Below are 13278 nucleotides of genomic sequence, written 5' to 3'. Positions count from 1 at the left end.
ATGCGGGAAAAAATCATCGGATCAGCCAAGTTCAGGCAATGACCTTGAGCAGGTGGTTAACGTCCTGCTCACTCGTATTCCAGGAGGTGACGAGCCGCACTTCACCGGCAGATTCCTCCCCGTTCCGGTAATACAGGATATCGGACACGGCCAGGCACTCCAGGGAAACCTCCGGCAGGCGCGCAAAAATCATGTTGGCCTCCACCGGATAAAGAACCTCCGCGCCCGGAATAGCGGAGATCCTCTCTGCCGCGTCCCGCGCCATCCGGTTGGCATGGCCTGCCAGATCAAGCCAGAGATTGTCCGTGAGATACGCGTCGAGCTGCGCCGACAGATAGCGCATTTTCGAAAAGAGATGCGCCCCGCGCTTGCGTCGGTATTCAAACTCGCGCGCCTTTTCCAGGTTGAAGAAAACAACTGCCTCCGTGCCCATCGCGCCGTTTTTCGTCGCCCCGAACGACAGGATATCCACCCCGGCACGCCAGGTGATGTCTGCCGGCGCGCATCCCAGGAAGGACACCGCATTGGCGAAGCGGGCCCCGTCCATATGAACGCCAAGGCCATATTTCTGCGCGACCAAACCGATCTCGGCAATTTCCTCGGGCCGGTAGGTGGTCCCGTTCTCGGATGCCTGAGTAATGTCGACGACCGCGGGTTGCACATGATGGACATTGCCGGCGCCTGACCGCTTCAAGGCGACCTCCAACTCTGTCGCCTGCAGCTTTCCGCCCGCGCCATCAAGCTTAACCAGTTTCGCCCCATGGGTATAAAATTCCGGTGCGCCGCATTCATCCTGTTCGATATGGGCAAGGCGGTGACAGTAGATGGCCCCAAAAGGCGGGGTCATCACACTCAGGCCGAGGACATTGGCAGCCGTTCCCGTGGCGACGGGATACGCCCGGAGATCGCATTCAAATATCTCCTTCAGCCTTTCCTCCACCCTCCTGGTGAAGGGGTCGTTACCGTAGCTTGGCATCGGGCCGGCGTTGGCCTTGTGCAGGGCGGTGAGAATTTTTGGCGCGACCGGCGCCGAGTTGTCACTTGCAAAATTGACGAGTGTTCCGTTCTTCACCATCAGTCCCCCAGCTTATCCCGCGCCGTCCGGTCTGGTCCGGAACGGGAAAACCCCTTCATTGTTGTATGCCATCTTTTTCCAGGTTGAAGCTGCCCAGAACGCTCCCGTCCTCCAGGCTGACCACGAGGATCAGGCGCGCAGCCCCCTCGGTGCCGACGGTGACGAACAGCCGCTCGCTCGACGGTGTCAGGCTGATCACATCCATATCATCGGGGATTGGCAGGCGGATGTCCCCGAATTTGGCAAGCGACATCTTGCCGGATACCGAAATCGTCTTTTCCTGCTGTGCCGGTTCGGACTTTGTTTCCATTGCCGTCATGCGCTTATATATGGTAACCGCTATGACAGTGGCGAACAGGATGATCAGCGCACCGAGGACACCAACGATCCATTTCAGCAAGGTGAGATTGGGTCCGGAATTTTCGGATGGCTTTTCCGACATATGATCGCCCTCTTTTAACAAACGGTTCTGGTTCATTTGTATGCCATCCAATGAGGGTTCACTTCAAGTTGAAGTTTCAGTTGCAGACGACGGCACTCGGCTCGACCGGTTGCTGGCGGCATCGCTCGACGACTTGTCGCGCAACCGCATCAAGCCCCTGATCAAGGAGGGTCTTGTTCTGCTGAACGGAGCACCGGCGCTCAACCCGTCCCAAAAGGTGCGCGCAGGAGAGGTCTATGAGATTACCGTACCAGAGGCGGTGGAGAGCGAGCCGGAACCCGAAAACATCCCGCTCAGCATCGAATTTGAGGATGAGCATCTGATCGTCATCAACAAGCCAGCCGGTATGGTGGTGCATCCGGCGGCCGGCAACTGGTCAGGAACGCTCGTGAATGCGCTTCTCCATCATTGCCGGGACAGCCTGTCCGGGATCGGTGGGGTCAAGCGCCCCGGCATCGTCCACCGCATCGACAAGGATACCAGCGGCCTGATGGTTGTGGCGAAAAGCGACGCCGCGCATCAGGGGCTTGCCGCCCTCTTCGCCGCCCATGATATCGAACGGCGCTACAAGGCCATCGTCTGGGGCCGGATCTATCCAGCAAGTGGCGAAATCGAAGGGAGCGTTGGCCGCGATCCCCACAACCGCAAGCGCATGGCAATGGTGACGAAAGGGGGCAAGACCGCCCTCACCCGCTATCAGCTGGTGGAAAATTTCAGCGATATCGCCGGGCTCGTGTCCTGTGAGCTTGAAACGGGGCGCACGCACCAGATCAGGGTGCATATGACCCATATCGGCCACCCCCTGGTCGGTGACCCGCTCTACAGCCGGGCGAAGCGCAGCCGCGTGAGCGCCTTACCCGAAGAACGGCAAAAAACCATCCTCTCGTTCAATCGTCAGGCGCTCCACGCCGAAACCCTCGGTTTTGTGCACCCCGTCACAGACAAACTCTTGAAATTTGAGGTAGATTTCCCATCTGACTTAAGGGAACTGACCAAGGCATTCAGGGGATAACGCCCAACATCATAGAATTGCCACGGTTCTTTAGTAGACAGGAATGTAATCCGGGCCCGTTTTTTGGGCGTATAATGCGACAAAATCCGGGTGCCATGAATAGAGAGGGTCCTGAAATGAGTACATCTACTTTACCCGTATTGACGCCGGAAGGCGGCCTGTCCCGGTATTTGCAGGAAATCCGCAAATTCCCCATGCTGGAGCCAGATGAGGAATATATGCTGGCGAAAGCCTGGAAGGATCACGGCGACACCGAGGCGGCCCACAAAATGGTGACGAGCCATCTCCGGCTGGTCGCGAAAATCGCCATGGGCTATCGCGGCTACGGCCTGCCGATCGCCGAATTGATCTCGGAAGGTAATGTCGGGATGATGCAGGCGGTGAAAAGATTCGAGCCTGAGAAAGGCTTCCGCTTGTCCACCTACGCCATGTGGTGGATCCGCGCGGCCATTCAGGAATATATCCTGCGGACCTGGTCCCTCGTGAAAATGGGGACGACCGCCGCACAGAAAAAGCTGTTCTTCAATCTTCGCAAGATAAAAGGTCAGATCGAGGCCATTGACGAGGGCGACATGACGTCGGACCAGGTCAAGACGATCTCCAAGAAGCTTGGCGTCTCCGAAGACGAGGTCATCAACATGAACCGTCGCCTGACGGCACCGGATCACAGCCTCAACGCTCCGATGCGCGCCGAAAGCGAAGGCGAGTGGATGGACTGGCTGGAAGATGAGACACCGAACCAGGAAACCGTCTACGCGGAGAGTGAGGAGCTGAAAAGCCGCCGTGCGATGCTCACAAAGGCGATGGAGGTTCTCAATGAACGGGAACGCCATATCCTGACCGAGCGCCGCCTGAGTGAGGAACCGAAAACGTTGGAGGAACTGAGCCAGCATTACGACATCAGCCGCGAACGCGTGCGGCAGATTGAAGTGCGGGCATTCGAGAAGCTGCAACGGGCGATGAAGGCGAAAGTCATGGAAGAACGCCTCAACTAACGTACCCTTGCGATTAGCAGGTTAAAAAGGCGCTGTTTGAAAACAGCGCCTTTTTTGTCAGCGGGAAAAGCCGCCGACCGGGGTCATGACGACAGGGCTCATCGCGCCGAGCGCCTTTACAACCTCCTCGGAGGGGTTGCCATACAGGGTCACGGAGCGGGGCTTGAGAACCGCCATAAAGCGGCGACCGAAATTCTTGCCGAAATTGCCCATATGAACCATCGTCGCGGCGGAATCCGCATAGCGTTCAAGGATATGGCAGGTTTTCTTGTCTTCGCTTACCGACCATTCATAGTCAAGCGCACCCGGCTCATTGGCCTCCGTCGCCGCGACCATCTCTTTCATCAGCGCCTCAAACGTCTCATACTCACCGTCTTTGATCTCAAGATCAAACATCCAGTAGACATGCCCTGTCATTCTTATTCTTCCTTATTTCTGTTTCTGTGAGGATGGCACTATGCCCAAGACACCGTTTTATTTCCAGTAATTATGCGGTGATTTCAGGAGATCGGTTTACTACTGCTTCTGGTCCAGGTCTTTAACATCCGATACGAATTGACCGCCCCATTCCTCGATCAGTTTGGACCGCTGCTTCTGGAGCCGCACCAACGTTGCCTTCGCCTGCAGGTCATAGGCCGCAAAGACGACGATCGGGATTGCCCAGGCCAGGAAAACGGCAATACCGGCACCGCCCAGCATGGCAAGCCACATGTAGACGTCCGAAAGAATCCTGAAGGCCTCATGAAATGTCTGGCCACGTTCCCACAGGATACCGATCACTGGGATCACCCCGGCCAGGTTGAAGGCCAGCATCGCCGCCAGTCCCGCGGTCCGGTCGGTATTCAGGAGCAACGCCACAAAGCTCGGGATCATGCCCGCAATGAGAACCAGCATGGTCGGTGGTATGAAAACAATGCCAAGACCTGATAAAATAAGTATCCAGAACATTGCGAAACTCTGGTTTGAGCTGGAGTCTGCGCCTTTTTGAGATTTCTTTGCCATTGCTCTATCCCACAAAATAAAGGGCAGAAACAATCATGCTGGTCACAAGCGACGTAATCGCGAGGACCGACGTGATCCAGGTGCCGTAACGGGCGGCATCAACTTTGCGTTGCTGGCTCGCCCCCTCAAGATAGGCAGCGATCCGCTCTGCCTCTTCGGCAGTCGCAAGCGCATTGTCATACTCGCGGGAATCCACAGCCAATTGCCGTTCGATATCCGTCAATTTGAGGATCGTCCCCAAACTGCCGGTTTTCTTCGCCTCCTGGAACTTCTTGCTGACGAACTCCTGTCGCAGACGGGAGCGGATTTTCGCCAGGATCGGCTTTTGCATTTCCTCCATCCATCGACAAAAACCAGGAAGCGGTTTCGGATAAGCACTGGCCTGTAACTTTGCGAAGATTTTTATCTGCGCCAGCGCATTGTCCGCCGTGCCCGGCGCATTCGAAGAAAGCGTTTTGAGATACTTTCTAAGCCCCTTGGATTTGCACATGATAAAGGCTGCGGCATGCCTATCCAGTGGATTTACCTGACCATTGGACGAACTCATCTTTTTCTCAGCAATTTCAACATATTCGGAAAGGTTGCTGACATGTGACCCCAACACCAGAGGACTGAGACAGGGGGCCTTCGGGTTCAACTCGTACAGACAACGCTCCAGCCCGCACCCGATATCCTGCTTGCTCTTCATATGATCATAACAGCTATTGAGAACAATTTCCGGAACCCATTCCGCCCGCCTTTCCGCGCTGCCGCGCATTTCCTCGGCCGTTACGGTTTGCAATAGGCTACTCGACAGCAGCTCCGCCAGGGTTTTCTTCATTTCAGTGTCGTCTTTCTGAAACGCCCATTGCAACATCGGGCCGAGTGCCCCACGACAAAAGGACACATCGCGATACCAGAAAACCCCGTCCGGATCGAGCAGGCGAATTGCCTGTGTAACGGCAGCGGTGCCCGCATTCTTGTCACTTCGAGATGAATTGACGGATGCCTGAATTTGCGCAATTTTTGCCGCTGCTTCCTCGTCCCGAACCGCGCTTTTGACCCATTTTACCAGCCGGCCATTCTCTATTATTTCCAGCGCGGCCTTCGGCTTACGCATCATCGCATGGGCGAGAATTCTGGGTGAGCTGTATTCCTCGGACTGGAACAGAATCTTGCCGAAAGCAAGGCTGTCTCCCCGGCCACGCCTGGGAGCAGAGGTAATTTCCTCTCGCCAGTTCAGGAGCGTCTTGGCATCCCAGCGTTTTGTTGGATCATCATGCAAAAGCCCGGCAAGCACATCAATCACCAGCGACGACAGGGTCAGATCCTCGGTAAGGGCCGCGAAGCTACCCATTTCCAGCTTCTTCTTGTATATCTCGTCAGCGCTCAGGTCTGAGGCCGGAAGTTTGCCTCCCAACAGATGCAATATCAGGACGCCGACGGCATAGATATCGTCTGCCGGTTTTCCATCCCCCCGCCCCATGGGATGCGCCATGGCCGTTTCCAGTGGTTCATAGACTGCCGGCTGGGCCGATCCCGGTGCGGTGGTTACGGCTTCACCCAGCACGAGACTACGTTGTTTCTTGTCGGAGAAGAAAATGTTGTCAGCGCGTATACCCCGATGGGCCATGCCACTTTTATGCAAGAATTTAAGGCAACCCGCCACGGTCGGTACAACCAGGTTCAGCACCAGGCTTTCCTGAAGTGGGGCCTCTCCTTCACGATAAATGGGGCCACCACGCGGCTTGTCGAAAACGGAGACATAACAGATATCCGTCTCCGAAAACCGCACTTTCCCATGCGCCATCAGCTCAATCATGCCCGGAAGCCGGTTCTCTTTCAAAAGCTGCGCGTAAGGGTAGCGAAAATCGCTGTAAGGGTTTGAAACAACGGCGAAATATTCAGCAGAGGTATCCTGCAGGTCCGTCGCCTGGACGACCATATTAACGCCACTTTCAAAATCGCTGAGGCGCTGCGACAGGTGAATGCTGAAACGCCCGTCTAGGACGGGACCCGCGGGACCCGCCGTCGCTTCTTCAGGCATATCTATTTTTTCGGCAACTGTCATCTGCGCGCGATTACTGTCCATCTGGTCGAATTCTGGCTCGGATTATCGCAATCCAGCGTTAATATGCCGTTAAATTCAATCAGATGGCGGCGCGAGGTTACCCTGCTTTTTCCCGTCCAACCCCCATGTCAGCAGACAGGCGATGACGAGACCTGCCGCGGCCAGGAGCGATGCCACAATAAAATTGCCGAAATAGTCGTAGAGAAACCCGGCGAAGCCCGGCCCAATCGTTTGCCCGATGCCGAAGGCCAGGGTCATTACCGCCAGAATTTGCCGGCCATGATGGGGAGCCATTTCGCGCGCCTCAACAAGGCCAAGGGCAGTAAGACCGATAACCGTGTTACCAAGCAGGACTGCCGCCAAGATGAGGATAAGCGGATGCTCCCCCATCACGCTACCGGTAACGCCGATAGCCAAGATAAGATTTGCAATTGCATAGGTCCGGCTGTTGCCGAGACGGGAGGCAATTCCACTCCAGAGCGCCACGGAGGGTATGGCCCCAAGCCCGACGACCAGCCAGATAATGGATTGCATCCATTGCACTTCCGGTATCTGACGCACCAAGGTGGAGATAAAGGTTGCCGTGATGATATATCCAAAGCCAAACAGGAAGTATGACAGGATCAGGGCTTTCAGGGTTTGGCTGTACTGCAGCGGCAAACTGGCCGCCTCCCCGCCACTTGGCTCGGGCGCGGCCGGGACAAACAGGAACACCGGAATCGTAAAGAGAAGGGAGAGGAAACCGGAAGCAATCCACATGCCTTGCGAGCCGATACCCATATTCTCCAGCGCGATGATCAGCAGGGAAGACACCGATATCCCTACACCGACTCCCGCGAAATAAAGCGCAGATAGCCGTGATCGGCCTTCCGCCGCCAGTCGGCTCAACACCAGTGCAGACCCGAACACCATCACAAAGGCAGAGGCCGCGCCGCTGAGGAGCCGGATCAGCAGGAACAGCTCGAAACTGTCGGTCAGTCCCATGGCGATGGTGGTCACGGCACAGACTATCAGCGACAACAGGAACAGGCTCCGCGTACTACCTGGCAGGCTTTGCCGGATCCCGAGCAGGGCTCCCAGCAGATATCCGAGATAGTTTGCAGAGGCAATCAGCCCTGCGTCAGACTTGCTGACGCCTAGGCCAATTTCCATAAATGGTAATATCGGGGTATAGACAAAGCGGCTAATACCCAGGCCGACGGCAAGGGCCAGCAGCCCTCCGACAGCGAGCCGCCCCATGCGTCCGGAAGATTTCGTCATGTCGAAACCTTAGCACGCAGATTAACGGGCGGGGAGCCTCTTTTTCGTCCGTTATGGATTAATCTTCGAACGGGTCCCGCACGAGGATGGTGTCTTCACGTTCCGGGCTTGTGGACAGAAGAGCGACCGGCGCCTCGATCAGTTCCTCCACATGGCGGATATATTTGACCGCCGCCGCCGGAAGATCGGCCCAGCTGCGGGCGCCGAAGGTGCTCTCGCTCCAGCCGTCCATGGTTTCATAGACCGGTTTGACCGCCGCCTGATCCGCCATGTTCGACGGGAAATAGTCAATCTGCTTGCCGTTCAGTTCATAGCCGACACAGATTTTGAGCTCATCCATGCCGTCCAGCACATCAAGCTTCGTCAGCGCGATACCCGTGATTCCGCCGGTTTTCACGGCCTGACGCACCATTACCGCATCGAACCAGCCACAACGGCGCTTGCGACCGGTGACGACGCCAAATTCCCGGCCTCGCTCGCCCAGTCCCTCGCCAACCTTATCAAACAGTTCCGTCGGGAACGGCCCTTCCCCGACACGGGTTGTGTAGGCCTTGGTAATGCCAAGAACATAATTGACGGACCCGGGTCCAACGCCGCTCCCCACCGCCGCCTGTCCGGCAAGTGTGTTGGAAGAGGTCACGAACGGATAGGTGCCGTGGTCATTATCCAGCATGGCCCCTTGCGCCCCTTCGAACAGGACCCGCTTGCGAGCCTTCTTGGCCTCATCCAGCCGGCGCCAGACGATATCGGAAAATTCCAAAACTTTCGGTGCAATTTCAAGGAGTTGCGCAAGCAATTTGTCCCCGTCCACAAGCGGTGCGCCAAGACCTTTGCGCAGGGCGTTATGGTGATCGAGCAAGGTCGCGATTTTCCGCTTCAGCAGGTCCGCATCCGTCAGGTCGCAAACGCGAATCGCGCGGCGGGCTATCTTGTCTTCATAGGCCGGGCCAATGCCGCGGCGTGTCGTGCCAATTTTCACGGCCGAGCTGGCATCTTCCCGAAGCGCGTCAAGTTCGCCATGCAGGGGCAGAATCAGAGTCGCATTTTCCGCAATCTTGAGGCTGTTATGGTCAACGGTAACCCCCTGCTCACGCACGGTGTCGATCTCCTTGACCAACGCCCAGGGATCGACAACAACACCGTTGCCAATGACCGATATCTTGCCGCCGCGGACAATGCCGGACGGAAGCAGGCTGAGCTTGTAAACCTTGCCATCCACAACGAGCGTATGGCCGGCATTATGCCCGCCCTGGAAGCGCACAACGACATCTGCACGCTCGGACAGCCAGTCAACAATCTTGCCTTTGCCCTCGTCACCCCATTGGGAGCCAACCACCGCTACGTTCGCCATAATCCTCAGTCCTTGAATGTAAAATTTTGATCAGGAGAGTTTCGTAATACCATCCGGCCCGAGAAACTGACCGCATTGGAGGCGCTTTGCCTCCGCTTCGACATTATCCTCAGGCGCAAGACCTGCAACTGTTTTCCAGCCTTCCTGACGCAAGGCATATCCTTGATCAAGGCCGGTTCCAAAGGGAAGGTACAGCCGGTCATCGGCGGGCCGCCGGGGCACCGCGCGCATCAGGCTATCTAGAAAAAGTGTAAAACCGGACGCAGATTCCCCGTCCATCAGTCGATAACGCCCGCCACGGCCAAGTTCCCCGCGCACGCCACGACCAAAGACCGTAAAGCTGAGGCCGGTCTGATATTCAAACCCACGGTATTCACCCGGATCGATGGTCAGTTTCAGGTCCGGCGCGGATTGCCGCAGCTGCGCAACCACCTTTTTCAACGCGTCGACCTGTGCCGCCGCCGCGTCCGGAAGCTTGATCTTTTCCAGCGCTTCTATTGCGGTGCTTGCGGGACCTGCGGCCTTCAGAAGGGTGATGAGAATCTGGCTCAGCGGGGCGTCATAGTCATCAAGCGCCGCCGCGTCCTTGTGATCTAGCGATTCCCGCGCCGACACCGCTGTCTTCTCGTCAATGCCCAGTTCGCGGCAAATGGTAGGGACAAGCGTCGGCAGCGTCAGGTCAATCGAGAAATTCTCAACCTCTAGCGCATTAAGGGCTTCAGCCGCGAGCAGGATCAGTTCCGCGTCGGCAGAAGTCTCCGACGGGCCGATCAGTTCGACACCGGTCTGGGCAAACTGCCGTTCGGGGCGGAGCTGGGACCCATGCACCCGCAAAACCTGCCCGGAATAGGAAAGCCGCAGGGGGCGCGGGTCCTGTTTCATGCGGGTGGTCGCAACGCGGGCGATCTGCAAAGTGATATCCGTCCGAATGCCCATCATCCGGTGCGAGACCGGGTCCATCACGCGAAACATCTTGGAGGCAAGTGCGGCGCCGGAGCCTTCCAGAAGATGCTCCTCAAACTCGATCAGCGGCGGCTTGACCTGCAGGTAACCATTGCCTGCGAATACATCCATCAGGGTACGGTTGATCCGCGCTTCGCGTGCAGCTGCGGGCGGGAGCATATCTGCCAAACCGGCGGGCAGCAGGCCTTTTTCGGAATAGTCATTCATTACGTGGGCCTATAAAGCATATTTCCCCGCTGTCGCCAACAGGAACAGCAAAAAAGCGGCAGTTTTTAACCGCCGCTTTTCCGCAAGCACCCGAAGGTGCGACTTTTTAACATGAAGGGACTAGAAATTCAACGGCTTGACCTGATCCACATGCGGAAGTTTCCGCACTGTATCCAGCGTCTCTTTCGACAATTCCGAATCTATCTCGATCAGGGCGATCGCCTCACCCGCCCCCTTGTGGCGACCAAGATGGAATGTCGCGATATTGACGTTGGCATCCCCGAGAACAGAACCGAGGGCACCGATAAAGCCAGGCTTGTCCTTGTTGGTGACATAGAGCATATGGGGCCCGATTTCAGCTTCCATATTGATGCCCTTGATATTGACGATACGCGGACGGTCATCTCCAAACAGTGTGCCGGCGATATCGCGTGTCTGGTGCTCGGTCGTGATCGAGAGACGGATCAATGTCTGGTAATCCTCCTCGCGGTCATTATAGCTCTCGGTCACGTCTATACCGCGTTCCTTCGCGACCACCGGAGCATTGACCATGTTGATGCTGTCCATCAGCGGGGCCAGCAGGCTCTGGATGATGATCGAGGTGAGCGGTTTGGTATTGAGGGCTGCTGCGGCGCCTTCATAGTCGATGCGAACGGACTTGATGCCGCTTTCCGTGACCTGCCCGGCGAAGCCACCAAGCTGGGAAGCCAACTCCATATAGGGTTTGAGCTTCGGTGCCTCTTCCGCTGTGACCGACGGCATGTTGAGGGCGTTGGTAACGGACCCGACCAATAGATAATCGGACATCTGCTCGGCAACCTGGATGGCAACATTGACCTGTGCCTCATCTGTTGAGGCCCCGAGATGCGGCGTTGTCACCACATTCTCCATACCAAAGAGGATATTTTCCTTGGCCGGTTCCTCGGCGAAAACGTCAAGTGCCGCCCCGGCAACCTGCCCGGATTCCAGCGCTTCCTTCAGGTCTTGCTCGACGACCAGGCCGCCACGTGCGCAGTTGATCAGCCGGACACCCGGCTTCATCTTGGCGATATTCTTCGCATTGATGATATTGCGGGTGCTGTCGGTGATCGGGGTATGAAGCGAGATATAATCGGCACGGGCGAACAGATCGTCCAGCTCCAGCTTCTCAACACCAAGTTCCAACGCCCGTTCGGGAGACAGGAACGGATCATAGGCAACCACCTTCATCTTAAGGCCAACGGCGCGATCGGCGACGATCGAACCGATATTGCCGCAGCCAATGACACCAAGCGTCTTGCCATACAACTCGACACCCATGAATTTCGATTTCTCCCATTTACCGGCCTGGGTGGAGGCGTTCGCCGCCGGGATATGCCGGGAGAGAGAGAACATCATGGCGATGGCGTGCTCGGCCGTCGTGATGGCATTGCCGAAGGGCGTATTCATCACGCAGATACCGGCTGCCGTTGCCGCCGGGATATCGACATTGTCCACACCGATACCGGCGCGGCCGATGACTTTCAGGTTGGTTGCCGCCGCAATAATCTCGGCGGTTGCCTTGGTGGCGGAGCGGACAGCCAGGCCGTCATATTCGCCAATGCAGGCTTTCAGTTCCTCCGGCGTCATGCCGGTTAGTTCGTCTACTTCTACGCCACGTTCCCGAAAAATTTCAGCAGCGCGCGGGCTCATCTTGTCAGAGATAAGGACTTTGACCATTTTATCGATCCTTCTTAAGGATTATTTCTGGAATGTGTTTTTTAGCGTCGCGTAGCCCCAGTCGAGCCAGGGCATCAGGGCTTCAAGATCGGCCGTTTCCACCGTCGCCCCCGCCCAGATCCGAAGACCCGCCGGTGCGTCCCGGTAATGCCCGATATCCAGCGCCGCGCCTTCCTTCTCGAGGATGGCAACAAGTTCTTTCGCTGCCTTTGGCTGATCCTCTTCGGAGAGCGCGGTAAACCAGTCATCGGTGATCTTGAGACAGACCGATGTGGTGGAGCGGATGGCCGGATCGCTTGCTAGATAGTCGACCCAGTCGGTTTTCGCGACCCAGTCAGAGATGACCTTTGCGTTGGCATCCGTGCGGGCGATCATGCCCTTGCCGCCGCCAATGCTTTTCGCCCAGTTAAGCGCGTCCAGCGCGTCCTCGACTGCCAGCATGGAGGGAGTATTGATCGTTTCCCCCTTGAAGATACCGTCAATGAGCTTGCCGCCCTTGGTCATGCGGAAGACCTTCGGGAGGGGCCATGCGGGGGTGTAGCTTTCCAGCCGCTCAACAGCGCGCGGGCTCAGGACCAGCATGCCATGAGCCGCCTCCCCGCCCAGCACTTTCTGCCAGGACCAGGTCACGACATCGAGTTTTTCCCATGGGAGTTCCATGGCGAAAACGGCGGAGGTCGCATCGCAAATGGCAAGACCTTCGCGGTCGTCCGAGATCCAGTCACCATTCGGGACACGAACGCCGGAGGTTGTGCCGTTCCAGGTAAAGACCGTGTCGCGGGACCAGTCAGTCGCGGCGAGGTCCGGGATCTCGCCATATTCGGCGGTGATCACTTCGGCGTCTTTCAGCTTCAGCTGCTTGACCACATCGGTGGCCCAGCCGGAACCAAAGCTTTCCCACGCCAACATGGTGACCGGGCGCGCGCCCAGCATTGACCAGAGCGCCATTTCCACGGCACCGGTGTCAGAGCCCGGCACGATACCGACCTTGTAGTCATCGGGAATGCCAAGCAGCGCACGATGCTGATCGATCACGGCTTTAAGCCTGGCCTTGCCTTCACCGGCACGATGAGACCGACCCAGAAACGCATTTTCAAGATTTTGGAGGGACCATCCGGGGCGCTTTGCGCAAGGGCCGGATGAAAACAGGGGAGAGTTAGGGCGTCTCTCCGGACGCATTTGTACTGTCATAATAAACTAAACCTTCCAGTCTAGAGCATCCC

The 13278-nt window shown here is 57.0% G+C and carries 12 protein-coding genes; 2 read left to right on the top strand and 10 right to left on the bottom strand.

All coding sequences use genetic code 11. The features are described from left to right. Positions 1 to 31 precede the first annotated feature (31 nt). Together J0X12_RS07475 and J0X12_RS07470 are read right to left on the bottom strand one after the other, a co-directional pair. Positions 32 to 1075 (bottom strand): threonine aldolase family protein, encoded by a 1044-nt coding sequence (locus tag J0X12_RS07475; protein WP_207043780.1) that lies wholly within the window; start codon positions 1073 to 1075, stop codon positions 32 to 34. A 55-nt stretch (positions 1076 to 1130) separates the two neighbouring features. Then, entirely contained in the window at positions 1131 to 1553 is a 423-nt protein-coding gene (locus J0X12_RS07470; protein WP_207043779.1) for a hypothetical protein, read from the bottom strand. A gap of 4 nt (positions 1554 to 1557) precedes the next feature. Between J0X12_RS07470 and J0X12_RS07465 the strand changes: the two genes are divergently transcribed. Together J0X12_RS07465 and rpoH are read left to right on the top strand one after the other, a co-directional pair. Next, positions 1558 to 2529, top strand: coding sequence for an RluA family pseudouridine synthase (locus J0X12_RS07465; protein WP_207043778.1), 972 nt, complete (start codon positions 1558 to 1560; stop codon positions 2527 to 2529). 116 nt (positions 2530 to 2645) lie between these two features. Beyond that, positions 2646 to 3524: an RNA polymerase sigma factor RpoH gene (gene rpoH, locus J0X12_RS07460; protein ID WP_207043777.1), complete on the top strand. Its 879-nt coding sequence runs from the start codon at positions 2646 to 2648 to the stop codon at positions 3522 to 3524. A 57-nt stretch (positions 3525 to 3581) separates the two neighbouring features. Here the strand turns inward: rpoH and J0X12_RS07455 are convergent, their stop codons facing one another. The 8 genes from J0X12_RS07455 to J0X12_RS07420 form a co-directional block, all read right to left on the bottom strand. Further along, on the bottom strand, positions 3582 to 3941 hold the full coding sequence (locus J0X12_RS07455) for a putative quinol monooxygenase (RefSeq protein ID WP_207043776.1): 360 nt from the start codon (positions 3939 to 3941) through the stop codon (positions 3582 to 3584). Positions 3942 to 4040: 99 nt separating this feature from the next. After that, the gene (locus J0X12_RS07450) at positions 4041 to 4526 is read right to left on the bottom strand and encodes a hypothetical protein (RefSeq protein WP_207043774.1); all 486 of its coding nucleotides are present in this window, start codon (positions 4524 to 4526) and stop codon (positions 4041 to 4043) included. A 4-nt stretch (positions 4527 to 4530) separates the two neighbouring features. Next, positions 4531 to 6597 (bottom strand): protein kinase domain-containing protein, encoded by a 2067-nt coding sequence (locus J0X12_RS07445; protein ID WP_207043772.1) that lies wholly within the window; start codon positions 6595 to 6597, stop codon positions 4531 to 4533. 54 nt (positions 6598 to 6651) lie between these two features. After that, positions 6652 to 7836 carry a YbfB/YjiJ family MFS transporter gene (locus tag J0X12_RS07440; RefSeq protein ID WP_207043765.1) on the bottom strand — a complete coding sequence of 395 codons (1185 nt, stop codon included), beginning with the start codon at positions 7834 to 7836 and terminating at the stop codon, positions 6652 to 6654. 58 nt (positions 7837 to 7894) lie between these two features. Next, positions 7895 to 9187, bottom strand: coding sequence for an adenylosuccinate synthase (locus J0X12_RS07435; RefSeq protein ID WP_273543391.1), 1293 nt, complete (start codon positions 9185 to 9187; stop codon positions 7895 to 7897). Positions 9188 to 9217: 30 nt separating this feature from the next. Further along, positions 9218 to 10357 carry an ATP phosphoribosyltransferase regulatory subunit gene (locus J0X12_RS07430; RefSeq protein ID WP_207043763.1) on the bottom strand — a complete coding sequence of 380 codons (1140 nt, stop codon included), beginning with the start codon at positions 10355 to 10357 and terminating at the stop codon, positions 9218 to 9220. Positions 10358 to 10477: 120 nt separating this feature from the next. Beyond that, complete coding sequence (serA, locus tag J0X12_RS07425) at positions 10478 to 12055, bottom strand: phosphoglycerate dehydrogenase (RefSeq protein ID WP_207043761.1); 1578 nt, start codon at positions 12053 to 12055, stop codon at positions 10478 to 10480. A 21-nt stretch (positions 12056 to 12076) separates the two neighbouring features. Further along, complete coding sequence (locus J0X12_RS07420; protein WP_207043759.1) at positions 12077 to 13246, bottom strand: phosphoserine transaminase; 1170 nt, start codon at positions 13244 to 13246, stop codon at positions 12077 to 12079. Positions 13247 to 13278 lie beyond the last annotated feature (32 nt).

Origin of the sequence: Sneathiella sedimenti (assembly GCF_017313765.1) — a bacterium.
Lineage (GTDB): Bacteria > Pseudomonadota > Alphaproteobacteria > Sneathiellales > Sneathiellaceae > Sneathiella > Sneathiella sedimenti.
The sequence above is the reverse complement of the archived record's forward strand: the minus strand, read 5'-3'. Positions and strand labels throughout refer to the sequence as shown.